This is a genomic window from Gemmatimonadota bacterium (assembly GCA_026705765.1).
Taxonomy (GTDB): Bacteria; Latescibacterota; UBA2968; order UBA2968; family UBA2968; genus VXRD01.
The window spans coordinates 1-21,659 of record JAPPAB010000146.1 but is presented as its reverse complement, the minus strand read 5'-3'; the positions used below and the strand labels follow the sequence as shown (position 1 = coordinate 21,659).

Here is a 21,659-nt window from a genome sequence, read left to right as displayed (position 1 = left end):
CTCGACCAAATCAAGGAAGTCCTCCGCTTCGCCCTGGCGTGGCGCTCCTGGTTGTGGAGCAGCGAGACCAGATCAAGCCCGGCCCCCTGAGCCATTGTCAGGGCTTTGCTCGTTTCTACAATACCCACTTGAGCACCTGATTCACCGATTAAACGAACCTGTGGAATGCGAATCTGCCGATTCACGCGCGGCCCGATTTCTCGTCTGGTATCTCGACTTCTTGAACCTCTATTGATTGCGATCACCTCCAGATTAGATATTATGATAATTGTTTGGATTCGACCTCTTGCCGAATACGCGCGATTAAATTTTCCAGGCTCAGCGCACCCAAATCCCCCTGTCCATGACGGCGAACGGACACTGTGCCATTCTCAACTTCCCGCGCACCAACGATAAGCATATAGGGCACTTTTTGAACTTCTGCCTCTCGAATTTTGTAGCCCAGTTTGGCATCCTGATCATCCACTTCAACGCGCACCTGAGCATCTCGAAGCAGTTTGGCAACATGCTGTGCATAGTCGGTAAAACGGTCCGATACAGGTAGTATAACAGCCTGCACAGGCGCCAACCACACGGGGAAATTGCCGGCATAATGCTCAATGAGTGTGCCAAAGAATCGCTCCATTGACCCCAAAAGCGCGCGATGTACCATATAGGGACGGTGCATCTTGCCATCTTGACCGGCAAAAGTCAGATCGAATCGCTCGGGCAGGTTGAAGTCAAACTGAATTGTCGAACATTGCCATTCACGCCCCAGTGCATCTTTAATTTGCACGTCAATTTTGGGTCCGTAAAATGCACCGCCGCCTTCGTCAATGCCATATTTTAAGCCCTGTGCATCTATCGCGGCTTTTAAGGCATTTGTTGCCATATCCCAGTCGCGAGGGTCACCTACGGCTTTTTCGGGTCGTGTGGAAATATCGATCTTAAAATCTTCGAGACCAAATGACCGCAGAATAAACAGCGTAAAATCTATGGTCTGTTTAATTTCACTTTCGACCTGGTCTGGACGGCAGAAGATATGCGCGTCATCCTGTGTAAATCCGCGCACCCGCAAAAGCCCGTGCAGTACTCCCGCCGGTTCATACCGGTAAACCGTTCCCATTTCTGCCCAGCGAAGAGGCAACTCGCGATAACTTCGACGACGGCTTTTGTAAATCATGCTGTGAAATGGACAATTCATGGGTTTTGCGAAATATTCCTGTCCATCGACATCCATTGACGAGTACATATTTTCGCGAAAAAAATCCAGATGGCCACTCGTGTTCCACAGGCTGGATCGCCCAATATGAGGGGAGCCGACCAGTTCATATCCACCGTCGAAATGAGCGCTGTGCCAGAATGATTCAATTTCGTGCCGAATTCGCATTCCCTTAGGGTGCCAGAGTACCAGGCCTGGCCCCACATTGTCATTTATCGAATACAGGTCTAATTGTACGCCCAAAGTGCGGTGATCTCGACGTTTTGCCTCTTCGATTTTGTCGAGATATGCCTGCAATTCTTTTTTGCCGGGAAACGAGATGCCGTAGATGCGTTGCAGCATTTTGTTGTTTTCATCGCCCCGCCAATAAGCCCCGGATGCGTTTAACAACTTGATGGCTTTAATACGTCCTGTTGATGGCAGGTGTGGCCCCCGGCACAGATCAAACCATCTGGTATTTTTGTAGATGCTCACTGTCTCATCGGACGCAATGGCGTCCAAAAGCTCGAGTTTGTAGGACTCACCCAAATCACGAAAGCGCGCAGAAGCCTCATCGCGCGAGATTTCCTCGCGAGAAAAGGGCTGGTCTTCTCTGGCAATTTCCAGCATTCGCGCTTCAATTTTTTTTAGTTCATCGGGTGTAAAGGGCCGATCGACATCAAAATCGTAATAGAATCCGTTTTCAATGGGCGGACCGATGGTTACTTTGGCAGTGGGGAACAAATCCTGTACAGCTTGTGCCATCACATGCGCTGTGCTATGCCAGTAAACCTCCTTGCCTCCGTCATCTGAAAAAGTTAAGATCTCAACCGCAGCATCTGAAGCAACCGGGTAACTCAAATCTACAGCCCGACCATCAACCCGCCCGGCCAGAGCTGCGCGGGCAAGGCCTGAGCCAATGGATTCGGCTACTTGTAGCACGGTTGTACCGCGCTCAATTTCTCTGGTCGAACCGTCGGGAAGCGTAATGGTTATGGAGTGGTTTTCTGCCATAAAAAAAATCGCGCTCGGAAATCGCCAGCGCGCGAAATGTGAAATCGTGGAACTATTCGGTGAGCAGTTTCGCCCGCAAACATCCCTCAGCAATGAGATTAAAAGATAGAAACCTACCAAAGTCTGATAAATCTATAATAAGAGTATCGGAGTGTCAAGCGGAAATTCCCCAATTACAGAGATAGAATCACAACCTCAATTCATTGAATTTTCGCAACTTATTAGGCTTCATCCAAACCCAATCCCGTCAAATCTGCAATATTTCCTGCTTGCTCGGCTTCATATAGTCGCCAGATTACGCGCAATCCCTGCAAGCTGCTTTTGCCATCTGTCAGCGGTGTTTGCCCGGTTTCGATGCAGTCGAGGAAATGGGCCATCTCGTTTTCCGTGTGTTTGCCCGGCTCTGCTTCGAACAAATTTTTTTCTTGACCGCGTATGATGTGCACGAGTTTGCCACCTGAGAGATTGGCATCGAGCAAACCTTCTGTGCAATGCGCGTGGATTGAGTACCGCAACCGGGTGCCTCGCGCTCCCCAGGTCCCAAAGTGATATCCCAGTCGGCCACCTTCAAATTCCATCGTCACATTGCTCGTGCCTTCTCGCTCCATCCACGGCGTGCCAAAATTTGTGCCCATGTGCATGCCCTGCACGGGTCGCCCCAAAAACCAGAGTAGCAAATCGATATAATGACAGCCGTGACTAAACAGTTGCCCCCCGCCTAATCGCTCTTTGCTCGAGGCCCAGTGATCGGGGGGATAACGCGTGAGTTGCTCAGTCCAGATCGACACTTGAAATACATCGCCGTACGCGCCTTCATCCAGCAGTGCTTTCAAACGCTGTACAATTGGATGAAAGCGCATGCAATACGCAATCATCAGCACTTTGCCCGAGGTTTCAGATGCCTCAATCAGTTCTTTGCAGGCAACTTCGTAATTGGCCATGGGTTTTTCGAGCAAGACGTGAACGCCAGCATTGAGGCACGCCTGTCCTACGGAAAAGTGCAAATGGTGGGGTAGGGCGAGCAGTACGGCATCTACTGAATCTAAAATCTCGCGATAATCTGTCGCCACACAGGCTCCCGGAAATTGCTGTGCGACTGCTTCTGCACGTTCTGGCACAACATCGACAGCAGCGGCAAGTGTGACTCGATCGCTCAGTGTGTGAAACCGCCGCATGTGGGCACCCCCCATGCCGCCGCATCCAATCATACCCAGTTTAATCATGTACCTGCCTCCCTAAGGTAATTGCAACATTTTGTGAATGCGACACGACAAGCGCCAGTTGGGGTGTCGCGACAAAATTTCCAATGCCTTGTGAATGTATTGGGGTTTGCTCGATTCGGGCTGTAAATAAATATATTTTGCGCGATTTTCATCGACGATATTTTCGCAAAATGCTTTGCCCACCACGTATTTGAGTTCGGTGATACGCGTCAGACCATCGGCAATTTTTTGCCGTTTGGGCGATACGGTCCAGTGCTCAATTAGATCGCACAAAACTGGATCTGGACCAATCGTTCCATTTGTCTCGATGTGCAACCGAAAACCCGCGCTGACGAGTTCTCGACACAGTGGCGTGATATTTTGCCCCAGCGGTTCGCCTCCGGTCAAACACACCCACTTTGCCGGATGGCGTCTGACCTCATGGACAATTTGAGGAATGGTCATTTCCTCAAAAGAATCAAATTCTGTATCGCAAAAAAAGCAGCGCAAATTACACCGAGCAAGCCTGACAAATGTTGTGGGCTGCCCCACGCGCAGGCCTTCGCCTTCTATGGAATAGAAAATTTCATTGACCTGCAAAATTGCGCCATCGCCGCGCCAAACGGGCATTTGATCTTTGGATGCCGGGGGGTTCACATTCAAACCTTTATGAGGTGCTCCGTGTGTTTTTGTGTGCTCTTAAAGAAATATATCTCACACGCGTCGTATTTGCAAGCATTGCACCAAATAAAAGAAAATACTTGACATATCATTTCAGAACGCCTAATTTCTCAGCAACTTAACTGAATTCAATTAAGTTTTCTTCCCCATCGTTCCCCCAATCCCCACAAATAGAATTTCAACCGAATTTTAAGGGACGATGAAGATGCCTGAACAAACCCCCCCTTTCGTATTTGAGACGCCTACGGGTATTTTGAGTGGGCGCGACCGCGGTGAAGTCCTGCTCAATCAGCTTATGGCATTTATGCAAACAGCCGATGACGATGCAGTTACGCCTCTCGACTTTGCCAATGTTTCGTTTATCGATATATCTTGTGCAGACGAGTTGCTCTGCAAACTTCTCATGCGTATTGGTAGCGGGGAGCTTGGCAATCGCTTTACCTTTATCCAAAATGCCAATGATTCCGTGCGCGAGACCTTCGAGGCCGTGCTCAAATTGCGCGATCTGGCCGCGCTTTTCAAAGGCGACGAAGGCGATATTCACGTGCTCGGTGTGCTCAAAACGCCCATCCGAGAAGCCCTTGACGTTGTTCTGTCTCAAAAAAAAGGTACGTCTTCCGAGTTTGCCCATGCGTTGAGAAAAAATATCAATATCGCCTGCAATCGACTCAATGCCCTTCAAAAAATGGGTCTCGTGTGCCGCGTGCGCGATGGCAGTGTGCCCGGCGGCGGTCGGCAATTCTTTTATGAATCAATCGTGTAATTCGCTCCCTGGAGCCTCTTATGCTCGATTACGGTTTGCTCAAACGCCAGATTGACCAGATGGCGGTTGATACCAGTAGTCTGCAAGACGACTTTTTTGCCCGTATTGATCTGGCGTGTTCCGAAATGGATCGCTGGGAAGATGCCTGGGAAACCCTGGGTATTAAAATTGCGCGCAGCCGCACTTCCTGGCTGGTTGCCCAACTCGGCGGGCCGATTGCCGAGGCGTGTCCAAGACCCGATCGCCCAAAAGAACTCACCGTTATTGCCGCCGATGGGTCTCAGATATTTCCCGATCGGCACGAAGTAGCCAATTGTTTTCTGATTAATATTGGCTATGTCGTCATTCATTACGGCACGGGAGAACGCCCGGTGTTAAACAGCGAACCAACGCTTTTTTACGATGAAGACGACCTCTATCAAGAATGGGCAGGCAAGCGCAGTCCAATCACCCGCGAAGTCGTTGGCGTGCGGCGCAATGCGATGGAACTCGAAAAGGTCGTCGCGCTTTCTGCCCAGGCGCACGCAGAAGATCGAATCTGTGTTGGGCTGACCGATGGAACGCTGATTTTGTGGATGCTGGAAGGCAAACCCTACGATTTCCGCCGCGAAACGCTTCAGACCACGCTCGCCGGTTTGGAGCGTCTGCGCGAACTCCGCGTTCCCATTGCTGGGTATATTTCAGATCCCGGCAGTGCCGATGTGCTCAATGCCCTGCGCGTGGGTCTCTGTCCCGAACAGCCTCCCAACTGCGACAAGTGTCCGTGGAAAGCAGCCGAGGCGCAGTATCTTATCGATCTTGATGGGGATTCCGAACCGCCTGCACCTATTCCCTGTGAACCCATTGCCGGCGTTACCGACGATATGCTGTATGCCCGCAGACTCAAACGCGGCGAGCGCAGTGGCGTTTATCGCAGCGCGTCTAAAATTCTCGAGGACTACGGTCCCCACCGCATCTGCTTTTTTTACGTACATACGGGCTGGGAAATTGGGCGCGTCGAAATTCCCGAATGGGTTGCCAAAGACCGCGAGTTGCTCGATCTCGTACACGCCACGGTTGTCGATCAGATCGATAAGGGGCGCGGGTACCCAGTCGTCTTATCCGAATCCCACGAACGCGCTATTGTGCGCGGGGCTGACCGCGATATATTTTTTAAGTTCTTGAAAGATGCTTTTGTGAAAAATAACATCAAAACCGAACAGTCGCTCAAACAACTCAAAAAAATGGCTGCAGCTGTGTAGAGAGGTTTTTTATGGCTCTTTCTTCTATCGCTATCAGCACTGAATATATTGGTGAAATTGTAGAAAGCTCTACTTCGCAATTTACTTCTGAAAGTCGAGAACTCAATGGCGCACCGCCATTTGGGTCCTTTGTCAAGACGCTTGGTGCATTGCCTGTATATGGCCTGGTTTTCAATGTGTGTACGCACTCTATTGAACCCAACCGACGCGCCACAGCTTATGGGCTTACGGAACAAGAATTGCGCGAAGAGCAACCGCAAATTTTTGAACTTCTCAAGACTGAATTTGAAGCCGTTATTATTGGCTATGGTGACGATCGCGGTCCGCAACAGGTCTTGCCTCCGCAACCGCCCGGGATTCACAGCTTTGTTTTTCCCTGTACGGAATCCGAAATTAAAGCTCTGACCAATAGTGGGGATTTTCTCCGCAGCATTTTATGTGGCAACCGCCTGCCCGCCGATGATCTCATCATCGCCTCGGTGCGAAATGCGTGGGCAGCTCGTGCTTTAGATATGCCCTATTTGGTGGGCATTGGCAAAGACCTGTGTCGCCTGATCCGCGACGACTACGACCGCCTGAGTTCTATTATGCGGCGGATTTCGCAATAAGTTTGAAGGGTGCAAGAACGGATGAAAGCTGTCTTTTATGAACGATCTCTGGAATAATCTAAACGGTTCGCCCAATATTCAGGATGGCGGCGAAATCGGCGTTGTCACGCAAGGGTCTTTGACCGAGGGCGTTGAGATGAAGCTCAACCCCGATCGCAGCGTAGAAGACGTCAAGGCTGGCAAATTTGTGGTTATTGAGGGCTATAAAAATCAGTTTTTCTCCATGATCACCGACCTGAGTCTGGATGCGACCAATCCCGAAATTTTGCTTTATCCACCGCGCGAGGGCGATCAATTGTTGCACAGCGTTCTCAATGGCTCCAGCACCTACGTCACTGTTGCACTGCGCCCCATGCTTATGCTGGAGCAGGGCGAAGAAATAGTCGATGAACCGCGTCCGGTAAAAACAATTCCCAGTCATTTTTCCAAAGTTGTTGAAGCCGAAGAAGAGGATGTATCGCGCGTTTTTGGCAGCGAGGAAAAAGACGACCGGTTTTTCAACATGGGTACGCCATTGGATATGGATACGCCGGTGTGCATCAATCTCAATCGCTTTGTCGAACGCAGCAATGGCATTTTTGGCAAAACGGGCACGGGTAAGTCCTTTCTCACGCGTCTGGTATTGTGCGGTCTGATCAAAAACAAGAAAGCCGTCAATCTCATTTTTGATATGCACAACGAATACGGTTTTCGCGCTATGAAAGAGGGCGGGCAGGGAAATAGCTTTGTCAAGGGTCTCAAGCAGCTTTTTGGGAATCAGGTCGCCCTTTTTTCCCTCGATCCCGAATCGTCTCGGCAACGCGGTATTCAACCCGATCACGAAGTGTATATTACTTACGATCAAGTTGCGGTTGAAGATGTTATCGCGTTGCAAGACGAACTGCAACTCAATCCCACAGCTTCTGAATCTGCCTATCTCGTTTACGCGATGTACAAAGACCGCTGGCTGCGCCAATTGCTTTCTATTGATGGCCCCGATGTCGAGCAATTTGCCGAGGATATTGGCGCGAATAAAAGCTCGCTTTCCGCGCTGCATCGCAAACTCAAACGCCTTGAAAATTTTCCCTTTATGGTCAATAGCCTCAACGGTGCCGATGCCGTCGATACGATGATGGATTATATTGATCGCGGTATTCACATTGTGCTCGAGTTTGGTCGGCAGACCGGCATGCTCGCGTATTTGCTCGTGGCGAATATTCTCTCTCGCCGCATTCACGAACAATACGTCACAAAAAGCGAAAAATTTTACGCCTCGCAAAATCCCGAAGATCAGCCGCGGCACCTGGTTATCACCATTGAAGAGGCCCACAAGTTTCTCAATCCCGCGACCGCAAGACAAACCATTTTTGGTACGATTGCCAGAGAAATGCGTAAATATTACGTTTCGCTCCTCGTGGTTGATCAGCGGCCCTCGGGTATTGACGAAGAAGTGCTTTCACAACTCGGCACGAAAATCACGGCTTTGCTCAATGACGAAAAAGACATCCAGGGGGTGCTCACAGGGGTATCTAATGCCAGTGGTTTGCGAAGTGTTCTGGCCAGTCTCGATTCCAAACAGCAAGCTCTTGTTTTTGGTCATGCGGTCCCTATGCCCGTGGTTATTAAAACGCGCGATTACGATGAAATTTTTTATAAAGCGATGGGCGATTTATCCGATAGAGAAAAAATGGAAAAGGCCGAAGCTGCATCGGCTGCTATTTTTGGCGATTAAAAATGAAACTGATTGTCCAGATCCCCTGCCTCAACGAAGAAGAAACCCTGCCCGCTACGGTTAACGATATTCCGCGCGAAGTTCCCGGTATTGATAAAGTCGAGATTCTGGTCATTGACGATGGTTCTACGGATCGCACGTCTGAGGTCGCGCGCAACCTCGGTGTGGATCATATTGTCAGATTTCCCAAAAATCGCGGTTTGGGTCACGCGTTCAAAGCGGGTTTTGACACTTGCCTCAAGCTCGGTGCCGATATTATTGTCAATACCGATGGCGATAATCAGTACTACGGTCCCGATATTGTCGCGCTCGTTCAGCCCATTCTCGAAAAGCGCGCCCATATTGTGATTGGAGACCGGCAGACAGGTGGTATCGGCTACTTTTCTTTTTTTAAGCGATGGTTACAGGGTTTGGGTAGTCGCATCATCAGTCGCCTCGCCCATATTGAGGTGCCCGATGTCGCCAGTGGTTTTCGCGCCTTTTCACGAGACGCGGTCCTGCATCTGTCGATGTTCACGGATTTTGATCACACCGCCGAGCATGTTGTGCAAGCGGGTCAGGACCGTCTCGCTGTTGAAACTGTGCCCATTCGCACGAATCCCAAAACGCGCGAATCGCGCCTTTTCAAAAATCCGGGTGTATTTGTTTTTAAGTCGGGCATGATCAGTCTAAGGACTTACGCGCGCTACAAAGCACTTCGCATATTTTCTATTTTTGGTGCTGTTGTTTTCGCTTTTGGCACGTTAATTGGTCTCCGATTTCTCTATTTTTTCTTTTTTACCGACGAAGGCGAACTCCACATTCAATCGCTTATCCTCGCCGCTATTCTTCTGCTCGCTGGATTTCAGATGTTTCTCACCGGTATTGTCGCCGATCTCATCGCCACCAACCGCGCCCTTCTCGAAGATGTTTCCTCGCGTGTGCGATTTATGGAACTCGGATCGGGATTTAAAGGATTGAAGGATGAACAGAATAAAAGCGGATCGCTATAAAGATTCGGGGATTACATGAAATCTTTTGAAAAATCCAGGCGTTTGATCGACGAAGCCGCGCGCTATTTGCCGGGTGGTGTGAATAGCAATTTTCGACTGGGGATGGTTCCCACACCTCTGGTTTTTGAACGGGGCGAAGGCCCGTATCTCTACGATGTGGATGGCAATTGTTTGATCGATTATTATCTGGGTATGGGACCGATGATTTTGGGGCACAATCCAGAACCCGTGCTGTCTGCTGTTCGGGAACAGCTCGAGTCGGGCATTCTTTTTGCCGGACAAACAGCAGTAGAGCAAGAGGCAGCCAGGATGGTTTGCGATATGGTGCCATGTGCGGATCGGGTGCGCTTTAACTGCACGGGTAGCGAAGTGGTGCAGGCGGCTTTGCGCCTGGCACGCGCGGCTACAGGACGATTTTGTGTGATCAAATTTGAAGGGCATTATCACGGCTGGTTTGACAGTGTTCTGTGGTCTGTCGCGCCCTCGCCCGATCAGTATGGTCCGGTTGATGTGCCCATCCCTATTCCCGCCAGTGCAGGACAAGACCTGTTGGTAGGCCAGCACACTGAGGTGCTTCCCTGGAATAATCTGGAGCTTGTGCGTGCGCGTTTAAAACGCGGGGATGTCGCGGCTGTTATTATGGAGCCTGCGATGTGCAATACCAGCGCGATCTTTCCCACTGAAGGCTATTTGGAGGGGGTCCGAGAGGTGTGTACCGAGACGGGAACGGTGCTCATTTTTGACGAGGTAATCACGGGTTTTCGCGTGGCGCCTGGCGGCGCGCAGCAATACTTTGGAGTGACGCCCGATCTGGCGACGTTTGGCAAGGCGATAGCCAATGGATTTCCGGTTTCGTGTTTGGCAGGGCGAGGCGATTTGATGGATATGCTCGTCGCGGGTGTGATGCACGGCGGCACTTATAATGCGCAACCCGCTTCTATGGCCGCGGTGATCGCTACGCTGACCGAGTTGGGCAAAGAAGAGACGTTTGACGCGCTCAATGCGCGGGGCAATCGGCTTATGGAAGGTATTGCGCGCGCGCTAAAAGAGGCCGATATTCAAGCGCGGATTGCGGGTTTCCCACAGATTTTTCACGTGGGTTTTGGCGTTGATGCCCCGGTTGTCGATTATCGGAGTTCGCTTCAGGGGGATCGCGAGCAGTACATCAAATTTACAGAAGCACTCCACTACAAAGGCGTGCGCGCACTGGAGCGGGGCGCGTGGTTTTTATCGACAGCGCATACAGATGATGTGATTGATGCGACGATTGAGGCAGTTGGCCGCGTGGCAAAGGAGATATGACGATGGATATAAAACAGAGTTGGATTTTTCCGGTTTTCTTCTCCCTATATTACAAGGTCTATTTTTTATGATTAATTCACTCGACCGCACGGGTACCTGGCAAACTTATTCTATGGCAAATGGCCTGGCCGGGATGCGCATTGAACACATTGCCGAGGATAGCAAAGGCAATCTCTGGTTCGCCACCTGGGACAACGGTGTTAGTCGCTTCGACGGGGACGAATTTCAGAATTTTACGCGACAGGATGGTCTGATTAGCGACCGCGTTTATTTTGTTTTTGAGGACAGTCAGAAGCGATTGTGGTTTGGTACTCTAAATGGGGTCTGCTGGTATGACGGAGCAGATTTCCACCATTTGGAGGACGAGGGGATTGCTGGTCGTGCTGTGCAGTTCATCTACGAAGACCGTGAAGGGCGTATATGGTGTGGCGGTCACAGGACTCTGGGGTATTACGACGGCACTGTGTTTCACGACCTGATTCCGCTCTACCTTCAGCATTATCAGGAGCCGCCTTCTCCTCTCTGGCCCAGTCAGTGTCGGGGTATTGCTCAGGATCCACAAGGTCAGATGTGGTTTGGATTTAACTATCTCATCCGTTTCGACGGCACATCCTTTCATCGCTATGAGAAGAAAGATGGTTTTCCAAAAGGCAACACGGCCTATGCTGTGGCGCAGGACTCTACCGGCCATGTTTGGATCGGTCATCGCAGATACCAGGATAAACTCTGTTACTATGCCGATGGCACCTTCCAATCTGTTGAGGTAGATTTGGGTGACAGCCTGCGCAAAATTCAGTGCGATCGGGAAGGGCGGATGTGGTTTTGCACCTCAGATGGGGTGTTCTATCAGGATGGAGATGGGTTTAGCAGGTTTACCGTTGCCGATGGCTTGCCCCATCCCGCGGTCAAAGCTGTGTTTCAGGACCGCGAGCATCGGTTCTGGTTTGCTACCTGGGGGGGCGTCGGGCTTTACGATGCACATAGTATCAGTGTTTTTGATCACAATGCGGCAGTTTTAGAAAACAACAATATGGTTGAGATCTCACAGATCGTGCAAGACAGGCGAGGAGATATATGGGTCGGGTATATAGCTCCCTTTCTCAACCGTGTGGAGAAAAGCGTTTTTCGCTTTGATGGCGAGCACTTTGAATTCGTAGGTACTGAGGATGGTTTGGATATCAACAACTGTTTCGCCATCTACGCGGACTCCGCCGGAGACCTGTGGTTTGGAGGTGGCAATGGCTTGTTCCGCTATGATGGAGATAAGCTCAAAAAAATGCAAACAACTGCAGGTTTAGGCGAAAGAGGTATCAGTGCAATTGCCCAGGATTCGCAAGGGAGATTTCTTTTTGGCGATTGGGGAAAAGAAAAAATAACAAGAAAAAGAGACTTTTGGGGTAGCCCATTAAGACTCTTTTACCAGCGAGACGATCAGCTACAAACTATTCTTGAGGTTAATGTACAGAGAGATCCTTTCGGCCGCATCGGCACGGTGATTGCCGGGCGTAATGGCGAGTTTTATTTTTTTATTGATTACCCAAATTTTTTCGACAAAGATAAGGGTTTTGCACGCTGGCATTCCGAAGATGGGCTCAAATTTTATGGGATTGAAGATGGGTTGATAGGTGACAAAGTCGAGGACCTGCTGGAAGACCTGCATGGGAACGTATGGATTGCTACCCAAAGCGGTCTCAGTCGCTTTGATGGTAGCACCTTCCACACCTTCACCACTGAAGACGGTTTGCCGAGCAACCGCATCCGCTGCTTGTTAGAAGATCAGCGAGGCCACATCTGGATTGGCACAGACGGGGGTGTGGCTCACTACGATGGTCAACTTTTCCAGACCATCAATTCACCGCATATAGGACCTGTTCTTCGAATACTCGAAGATCGTGATGGCGCCTTTTGGTTCGGTACAGTCCAAAATTCTCTGGTGCGCTATAGGCAACAAAAAACTCCGCCCCGGATTTGCCTGCTTCAGGTGATTGCCGATAAGGCCCAGGAGAATATAGAAGAAGGCATCGTATCTACGACAGACCAGCAGGTGATTTTTGAGTACAAGGGGCTGAGTTTTTTTACCCGTTCCATCGATATGCTGTATGTTTACCGTTTAAAGGGACACGACCCCGACTGGCAGCCAGCGACCCGAGAAATGAGGGCGCATTACCGGGATTTGCCACCGGGTGATTACACCTTTCAGGTCAGGGCTGTAGATCGCGATCTCAATTACTCAGAGATAGCACAGGTGCAAATCTCAATAGAACCAGACTTGCGTATTGAAGCTCTGACAGCGGCACTCAACAGCCAGGGGAGCAACGAGTTTATCGGTCAGAGCGAGGCATTGCAACAGTTTCAGACCAAACTCATGGAGGTGGCATCCACTGATCTGACTGTGCTGATTCTGGGCGAGACGGGTGTGGGCAAGGGGTTGGCTGCACGGGTATTACACGGACAAAGTGCCCATAGCGAAGGTCCTTTCATACAGGTCAACTGCGGTGCACTGCCTGAAACGCTGATCGATAGTGAACTTTTTGGTCATGAGAAAGGGGCTTTTGCCAGCGCAGTTTCTCGCAAGCTGGGCAAAGTGGAACTGGCCAGGGGCGGTACGCTCTTTTTAGATGAGATCGGCGATATGAGTCTGGAAACACAGGCCAGGCTATTGCGCTTGCTGGAAGAGGGCACGTTTGAACGCGTTGGAGGCAGTGAGATACTGAAGGCGCAGACGCGCATTGTAGCATCAACCAATCGCAATCTTGAGGAGATGGTTAGCGCAGGTGCTTTTCGCGAGGACCTGTATTATCGCATCTATGTTTTTCCGCTCTATTTGCCACCTCTGCGCGAGCGCAAGGAGGATATACCAGAGTTAGCCGAGTTTTTCAAGGATCGGATGGCTGCGCATATAGGCAAGCAAATAGCTCCTTTGGCGTCAGAGGTTATAGGGGAGTTGCAATCCTACGATTGGCCAGGGAATGTGCGGGAATTGGAGCATACAATACAGCGAGCTGTAACCGTGTGCCAGGATTCTCGAATTGCATTGGAAGATCTCGGGGCGTATCGTTCGCGAATTAAAAGCACGGCTCTCGATCTGGTTTGGACTCCCTTATCAAATCCTCAAGACCGCGAAATTGTACCTTTGGAGGAATTTGAACGTCTCTATCTCCTCGAAGTGCTCCAGACTACCAACTGGAAGGTGAAAGGAACGGAAGGCGCAGCGGCGCGGCTGGAATTGCCGCCTTCTACCCTGTACAGCCGAATGAAAAAATTGGGTATTAGACGTTCTTAATGAATGCGATATAGAGACCTTTATTGTAAAACTCTACATATAACAGAATCAAAGAAGCCAGATTGACTAATAATGGACGGTCTATTGTCCATTATTAGATGGAGTACAGTCTGGTTTTTTATTTTAAAAAAAATCATATCTTGAGTAAAAATAATCTTTTATGATTACAATTGCCTCGAGATATTCACGTTGATACGCATATTGCACCTTTCAAACAGAACTGATATTGTCTTTAGGAATCCGAACCATTGGAGAGGTAAAGCGTCAAAAGTAATAGGGTTAATGATTCACTGGCCTGGATAAATATTTTGGTTGGGATGTTGCATGATATTTTGGGGAGGGGTAGAGTTTTCTTTCACCTGTATCATGAGGTTTCTTAGGCATGATTGAGTCACTCGACAGAAAGGGCACCTGGCGGACTTATTCCCTTGCCAATGGTCTGGCTGGGGTGCGCACCGAACATATCGCAGAAGACAGCGAGGGTTGCCTCTGGATTGCTACCTGGGATAGTGGTGTTAGCCGCTTTGATGGGGACAAGTTCGAGACGTTTACCGAGCAGGAAGGTTTGTGTAGCGATCGAGTTTTTGCCATCCATTTGGATAGTCAGAAGCGGCTATGGTTCGGTACAATGAATGGGGTCTGCTGGTACGATGGGATAAATTTCCATCATTTGGAGGACGATGGGATCGCAGACCGATCCGTGTTATTCATCTACGAAGATAATAAGGGCCGTATATGGTTTGGTGGTATCAGTACTCTGGGGTATTACGAGGGCACAGCTTTCCACGACCTGATTCCGCTCTATCTACAGCACTATGAGCAGCCGCCTTCTCCTGAGTGGACCAATCAGTGTTGGGGCATCACCCAGGATATGGAAGGCCACCTGTGGTTTGGTTTTGACTACCTCATCCGCTTCGATGGAGAATCCTTTTATCGATACGACGAGAAAGAGGGTTTTCCACCAGACCAGAGTAGCTATACTGTGGGCAAGGATCATACTGGCAAGGTGTGGATTGGTCGATCGCAGCGCAGAGATGGACTGTGGTGCTATGCCGATGGCACCTTTCAGTCTGTTGAGGTGAATTTGGGTGGTGAGTTACGCAAAATTCAGTGTGACCGCGAAGGTCGGATGTGGTTCTGTACCTCGACAGGGGTCCTCTACTGGAATGGTGATGGATTCGGCAGGTTTACCCTTGTCGATGGCCTGCCCCATCCCGTTGTCAACGCCGTATTTCAGGATCGCGAGTATCAGTTCTGGTTCGCCACATGGGGCGGCGGTTTAGGACTATACGATGCGTATAGTATCAGTATTTTCGATTTTGGTACGAATTTTCCCAAAGATGATAGTAGAATATCACGGATGTTGCAGGATCGACAGGGAGATATATGGATCGGATTTTCCGAGCCTTTTCTGGGCCCCGCAACCAAAAGCCTGGCGCGCTTCGATGGCGAGCACTTTGAATTTATTGGAGCAGAACAAGGTCTTGATCTCAATAGTTGTTCCGCCATCTACGAGGACCTCGATGGACACCTGTGGTTTGGAGGGGATAACGGTCTGTTCCGCTACGATGGGCAGGCCTTTCAAAAAATGGACATTGCCGTAGGTACTGGTGAAGTGGGTGTCAGCGCAATCGCCGAGGGCCGGGATGGACAACTTATTTTTGGACAGTGGGAAAATGGTCTTAGAAAAAAAACAGAAGAGATGTTTGCCAGACCACTGCAGATCGTTTACTACCGGGATGGGCAGTGCCAAACCGTTTTTGAGAAGAAAGAAGAGCAATTCAACTACATTAGTGCTCTGGTCGCCAGGCGCGACCGTGAATTCTGGTTTAGTGTGAGCACCTACAATCCCTTCGGCAGTGGCAAGGGTATCGGGCGGTGGCACATAGAAGACGGTATTTCTTTTTATACTGTTGCAGATGGGTTGTTAGATAACCAGATTACCGACTTATTAGAAGACCGACACGGCAATTTGTGGATTGCCACTCAAAGAGGTCTCAGTTGCTTTGATGGTGTTGTTTTTCGCAACTTTACCACCGAAGATGGCTTGCCGTGCAACCGCATCCATTGCTTATTTGAGGATTCGCGAGGACATCTCTGGCTCAGCATGGACGGGGGTGTAGCTCACTACGATGGTCAGCTTTTTCAGACCATCAAGTCACCGCATATAGGATCGGTTCTTCAAATACTTGAAGATCACGACGGGAATTTCTGGTTCGGCACTGCCGGGGAGGCCATAATACGCTACCGCCCACGACAGACGCCCCCCACGGTTCGCCTGCTCCAGGTCGTCGCGGATAAGGTCTATGAGAACTTAGAGGAAAGAGTCCTATCTACGACAGAGCAGAGTGTGATTTTCGAGTATAAAGGCCTGAGTTTTTCCACTCATCCCCGCGACTTGCTCTATGTCTATCGTTTGAAGGGCTATGACCACGACTGGCAGCCAGCGATCCGAGAGATGCGGGTCTATTACCGGGACCTGCCACCGGGAGACTACACCTTTCAGGTCAGGGCTGTAGATCGCGACCTCAATTACTCAGAGATGACGCAGGTGCAACTTGTAGTAGAGATGGATCCGCGCATCAGCGCGCTGACCTCCGCGCTCAACAGCACAGATGGTGTTGGCAAAGAGTTTATCGGGCAGAGCAAAGCTATGCACCAGTTTCAAATCAAACTCATGGAGGTGGCATCCACTGATATAACTATGCTGATTCTGGGTGAGACAGGTGTGGGTAAGGGATTGGCTGCACGGGTGTTACACGCGCTGAGTCCCCATAGCGATGGTCCTTTTATCCAGGTCAACTGCGGTGCATTGCCTGAAACGCTGATCGATAGTGAACTTTTTGGTCATGAGAAGGGGGCGTTTACCAGCGCAGTGTCTCGCAAGCTGGGCAAGGTGGAACTGGCTAAGGGCGGCACACTCTTTTTGGATGAGATTGGTGATATGGCTCCGAAAACGCAGACCAGGATGTTGCGTTTGCTGGAAGAGCGTACTTTTGAGCGCGTTGGGGGTAACGAGATACTGAGGGTGCAGGCTCGGATTGTGGCAGCGACCAATCGCGACCTGCAGGAGATGGTCAGTGCAGGTACTTTCCGAGAGGATCTCTATTATCGTTTCCAGGTTTTTCCAATTATTCTCCCCCCCCTGCGCGAGCGCAAGGAGGATATACCGCGTCTGGCCGAATTTTTCAAGACTCGCATAGCTACACATCTGGGAAAGCAAGTCGGTGCCTTGACGCCAGATGTTATAGAGGGATTGCAAACCTACTATTGGCCGGGAAATGTGCGGGAACTGGAGCATATCATACAACGAGCGGTTATCGTGTGCCGCGGTTCTCAAATTGAAGTGCGAGATCTCGGACTATATGGTTCTCATATAGCTCCTGACAATGAAGATAATGCGTCGCCAGTTTCTCAAGATCCCAAAGTCGTGCCTTTGGAGGAATTTGAACGCCGATACCTCATTGAAGTGCTTCAAGACACCAACTGGCGGGTAAAAGGAGCAAAGGGTGCGGCGATTCTGCTGGGATTACCGCCTTCTACTCTGTACAGCAAAATGAAAAAGTTGGGTATTGAACGTCCTGGTTTGTAAGGATTAGTTTGATTATTTTTGGATGCTATGCCGTCTTAAAAGACATGAAATCGGTCTAAACAGGTAAAAAATGTCTATAATAAAGACTAAATATAGTCCAGGGACTATATTTAATCCATTTGTCTTAAAGCTTTGATAATAAGTAAAATTACCTAAAATTACGAGTCAGTCTGATTATATCATTGGACTATATATCGTCTAATGGCATAAAAATCGGTCTGGCTCTTTTTTGTTTTTAAATTTTTATCTCAAATAAAAATAATACTTTATGTATAAAATGATTTAGAAAAAGACATGTTGGCACACATATTGCATCACTTCAGATAGGATGATGTATATCTTTAGGAGGTGTAATATGTCAAAGCTGCTTAACAGGTGTTCAGTACCTGCCTTGATTTTTGCACTCATACTCATCACTCTGTTGATTTTCTCATGGCCTCTTTTTTTGATTCGGTTGGTGCGTGCTGAACCTGACAGGAATGGACAGGTTGACAGTGAAATACTAAATGTAGAATTGCAAACTGCGATCGTATCTTCTTTAGATTTTGATAGAAATGGGATTGTCGATTCACATGACTTTCGGGCGTTTGTCAACCACTTTGGGACACAGGATGAAGATGAAAAATACAATGCAAAATACGACATCAATGGCAATGAGACAGTTGATTTTGCCGATTTTCTAATTTTCGCGCAAAACTATGGCAAAGTGGTGAATCATACGCCGACCGCTATCTCAGCGCATCCTGTGAAGGTTTTGGGAGATAAAAATATCGTATCAGGGCAAGAGTTAGTAAAAAATCAACAAACTGGTGCAGTTGACGGTGAGTCTTCTGTTCACATAGAAATAGCCATAAAAGAGTCTGGTAGAATTTTAACACTCTCCGATACTCTAAAATTTGCATTTGGTACTGCCATGCCAGATGTCCTTGTTACTGTATCTGGTGGCACGCCACATTATGATCAGATGGGTATTGCAAATTTTCCACGCGGCATACGTATGGATGACTTTCACTATGATTCTACGACGGGTAAGACCATGATGACGGTCGTAGGAACCCCGGAGAAGATGGGCGTTTTCAAGATAGAAATAGATGTGGTTGATGGCGAACAGTATTATATGTCCTATTTTCATATCTCTGTTGAGCCGGTGACAGATATGGATATGCCACCGGTGTTTCCCAAAAATTCTGTTGTTCTCTCTCTTACTTTAGACCCATCTACTTTAGACCCGTCTATCATACTGGAAATTGATCCGCCTGTAAGAGCCTATGATCCCAATGATGACAAGTTGAATTATTCTTTAATGGGTGATGATGCTTCCAATTTTACGGTTAATTGGTTCGGTCATATTAAGACGAAAGCAGGTGCGGTGTTCAATAAAGAGGTTTACACGTTCACCGTCGTTGTAGATGACAGTAATGGTGGTGTTGCTACTGCTGAAGTTACTATAAATATTATACATCCACTCACGCCGGATAAACCTATCTTCGCAAGAGTGAAACCAATTGGGACTGTTTTTGTTGAGATCACCTGGAGAGCACCACCTGCGAATGATTATGTTATTATTGGCTATGAGATCCAATATAGAAAGGTTGATGAGGACTATAATACCATTATACCCGTCAATTTTACCAGATCTGATATGTCTTATACAGTCGTCGGCCTGGGGAGATCGACGACTTATGAGTTTCAAGTTAGAACCGTCTTTGAGGGCGGAAAAAGTAATTGGTCTCCAGCGATTCGAGCTACTACCGGCCATAATACACCACCCGTGTTCACAAGTGTGTCTGCGGTTACATTCAATGAGAACAGCACAGCGGACGTTGTCACGGTCACAGCGACAGATGCCAATGCAGATGACAACATCACAGGGTATCACATTGTTGAAGGTGCAGATGGATCACAGTTTGAGATTGTTCAAGCTGCAGGTGTGTTGAGTTTCAAGGTGGCTCCAAACTATGAGGATCCTACCGATGTAGCGTTTGAGGATATATCCAATTCGACGAACAACAATGCAGGAGGGAATAATGAATACATCGTGGTGGTGGAGGTGACGAGTGGGACAGGTGGTCGTGAGTTGACAGGTAGAGATACGCTTACGGTGACTGTGGAGGATGTGAACGAAGCCCCTGGAGTGCCTGATGCACCAACAGTGGCAGAGGCAACAGTGAATAGCTTAAAGGTGCAATGGAGTGCGCCTGATAACACAGGTCCTGATATAAGCGCGTATGATATCCGCTACATTCTGACCAATGCATCAGATAGGGCAGATGACAACTGGACAGTGGTTGAGGAAGTGTGGACGAGTAATAATGGTGATGACCTTGAATATACGATTGGCAGTCTGGAGCAGAACACAAGCTATGATATTCAAGTGCGAGCAGAAAGTGATGAAGGCACCGGTGACTGGTCTTCTTCGGTGAGTGGGACAACAAGAGCGAATGTGGCGCCAGTCATCGCCACTATTTCTCCAATCAGTGTGGCAGAGAACAGCACGGGGGCACTGGTCACAGTCACTGCGAGTGATGCCGATGCCGATGATAGTATTACAGGGTATGAGATTGTTGATGCAGCAGATGGAGAGCAGTTTGCGCTTACTGAACAAAGTGGTGTATTGACGTTCAAGGCGGCTCCAAACTATGAGGATCCTAAGGATGTAGCGGTAGCTGATCCATCCAATGCAGCAGAGAATAATGAATACATTGTGATTGTTGAGGCGACGAGTGGGACAGGTGATCGTGCGTTGACAGCAGGGGATACGCTTACGGTGACTGTAGGGGATGTGAACGAAGCTCCTGGAGTGCCTGATACACCGACAGTCTCTGCTTCAACGTTTAACAACTTGACGGTGAGTTGGACAGCGCCGACGAACACAGGTCCTGAGATTAGTGCGTATGATGTGCGCCACATCCTCAGTAGTGCAACGGATAAGGCAGATGACAACTGGGTGGTGACCGAAGATGTATGGACGAGTGTTAATGGCGGCTATCTTAAATACACGATTGGCAGTTTGGTGCAGAACACAAGCTATGATGTGCAGGTGCGAGCAAAGAATGATGAAGGAACAAGTGGATGGTCAGATACTGTAGCAGGGACAACAGAAGCTAATGTCGCCCCTGTCTTCACGAGTGTCTCTGCGGTTACATTTAGTGAGAACAGCACAGGTGATGTTGTCACAGTCAGTGCAACAGATGCAGATGAGAATGATAGCATCATAGAGTATGGTATCGTTGAAGTTGGTGATGGAGCACAGTTTGATCTCAATGATCAGACGGGTGTGTTGAGTTTCAAGGTGGCTCCCAACTATGAGGCACCTACCGATGTAGCGTTTGAGGATATATCCAATTCGGCGAACAACAATGCAGGAGAGAATAATGAATACATCGTGGTGGTGGAGGTGAAGAGTGGGACAGATGCGCGTGAGTTGATGGTAAGAGATACACTGACTGTGACAGTGAGTGATGTGGATGAGGCCCCTGGTGTGCCTGATGCCCCGACAGTGGCACCCCCGACCTTTAACAGTCTGACCGTGGAATGGGAAGCGCCTACGAACACGGGTCCTGAGATTAGTGCGTATGATGTGCGTCATATTCTGACAAGTGAGGATGAGACAGATGATGCCAACTGGACCTTGAAGGAAGATGCCTGGACCAGTGGTAATGGGGCACTTGAATACACGATAGCGAGCTTGAGTTCGAATACGAGCTACGATGTACAGGTTAGAGCAGAAAGTGATGAAGGCACGAGTGACTGGTCTTCTTCAGTGAGTGGGACAACAAGTGCGAATGTGACCCCAGTGATTGCTACTATCTCGCCGATCAGCGTGGCAGAGAATAGCACAGGTGCCCTTGTCACAGTCAGTGCGACTGATGCAGATGAAGGTGATGACATTGAAAGTTATGGGATAGCCTCTGGTGCTGATGGGGAACTGTTCTCTATTGGTGCATCTACCGGTGTGTTGACGTTCAAGGTATCCCCTAACTATGAAGATCCTAAAGATGTGGCAGTTAGTGATCCGGCTAATGATGCAAGTAACAATGAATACATCGTGTATGTCACAGCAACAGGCGGTACAGGTGCGCGCGCGTTG

At 49.1% G+C, this 21,659-nt stretch carries 13 protein-coding genes; 9 read left to right on the top strand and 4 right to left on the bottom strand.

Going from position 1 to position 21,659, the window contains the following annotated elements; translation table 11 throughout:
* From OXH16_18970 to OXH16_18955, 4 genes are all read right to left on the bottom strand, one after another.
* Nucleotides 1–185 (bottom strand): hypothetical protein (locus OXH16_18970; GenBank protein ID MCY3683486.1); only part of this gene is annotated, 185 nt, incomplete at its 3' end.
* 74 nt (nt 186–259) lie between these two features.
* Nucleotides 260–2,194, bottom strand: a complete 1,935-nt coding sequence (gene thrS, locus OXH16_18965) for a threonine--tRNA ligase (protein MCY3683485.1) — start codon at nt 2,192–2,194, stop codon at nt 260–262.
* Between the two features lie 221 nt (nt 2,195–2,415).
* Nucleotides 2,416–3,417, bottom strand: a complete 1,002-nt coding sequence (locus OXH16_18960; GenBank protein MCY3683484.1) for a Gfo/Idh/MocA family oxidoreductase — start codon at nt 3,415–3,417, stop codon at nt 2,416–2,418.
* A gap of 12 nt (nt 3,418–3,429) precedes the next feature.
* Nucleotides 3,430–4,026: a 7-carboxy-7-deazaguanine synthase QueE gene (locus OXH16_18955; protein ID MCY3683483.1), complete on the bottom strand. Its 597-nt coding sequence runs from the start codon at nt 4,024–4,026 to the stop codon at nt 3,430–3,432.
* 256 nt (nt 4,027–4,282) lie between these two features.
* Between OXH16_18955 and OXH16_18950 the strand changes: the two genes are divergently transcribed.
* The 9 genes from OXH16_18950 to OXH16_18910 form a co-directional block, all read left to right on the top strand.
* A complete protein-coding gene (locus OXH16_18950; GenBank protein ID MCY3683482.1) occupies nt 4,283–4,840 on the top strand; it encodes a hypothetical protein in 558 nt (185 codons plus the stop codon).
* Nucleotides 4,841–4,860: 20 nt separating this feature from the next.
* Nucleotides 4,861–6,081, top strand: coding sequence for a DNA double-strand break repair nuclease NurA (locus OXH16_18945; GenBank protein ID MCY3683481.1), 1,221 nt, complete (start codon nt 4,861–4,863; stop codon nt 6,079–6,081).
* Between the two features lie 11 nt (nt 6,082–6,092).
* A complete protein-coding gene (locus OXH16_18940) occupies nt 6,093–6,689 on the top strand; it encodes a hypothetical protein (protein MCY3683480.1) in 597 nt (198 codons plus the stop codon).
* Nucleotides 6,690–6,726: 37 nt separating this feature from the next.
* Nucleotides 6,727–8,400 (top strand): ATP-binding protein, encoded by a 1,674-nt coding sequence (locus tag OXH16_18935; protein MCY3683479.1) that lies wholly within the window; start codon nt 6,727–6,729, stop codon nt 8,398–8,400.
* Nucleotides 8,401–8,402: 2 nt separating this feature from the next.
* Nucleotides 8,403–9,392, top strand: coding sequence for a glycosyltransferase family 2 protein (locus tag OXH16_18930; GenBank protein MCY3683478.1), 990 nt, complete (start codon nt 8,403–8,405; stop codon nt 9,390–9,392).
* 15 nt (nt 9,393–9,407) lie between these two features.
* A complete protein-coding gene (locus tag OXH16_18925) occupies nt 9,408–10,694 on the top strand; it encodes an aspartate aminotransferase family protein (protein ID MCY3683477.1) in 1,287 nt (428 codons plus the stop codon).
* A 67-nt stretch (nt 10,695–10,761) separates the two neighbouring features.
* Nucleotides 10,762–13,977, top strand: coding sequence for a sigma 54-interacting transcriptional regulator (locus tag OXH16_18920; protein MCY3683476.1), 3,216 nt, complete (start codon nt 10,762–10,764; stop codon nt 13,975–13,977).
* A 382-nt stretch (nt 13,978–14,359) separates the two neighbouring features.
* Nucleotides 14,360–17,569, top strand: coding sequence for a sigma 54-interacting transcriptional regulator (locus tag OXH16_18915; protein ID MCY3683475.1), 3,210 nt, complete (start codon nt 14,360–14,362; stop codon nt 17,567–17,569).
* Between the two features lie 355 nt (nt 17,570–17,924).
* On the top strand, nt 17,925–21,659 hold a 3,735-nt coding region (locus OXH16_18910; protein MCY3683474.1), incomplete at its 3' end, for a fibronectin type III domain-containing protein.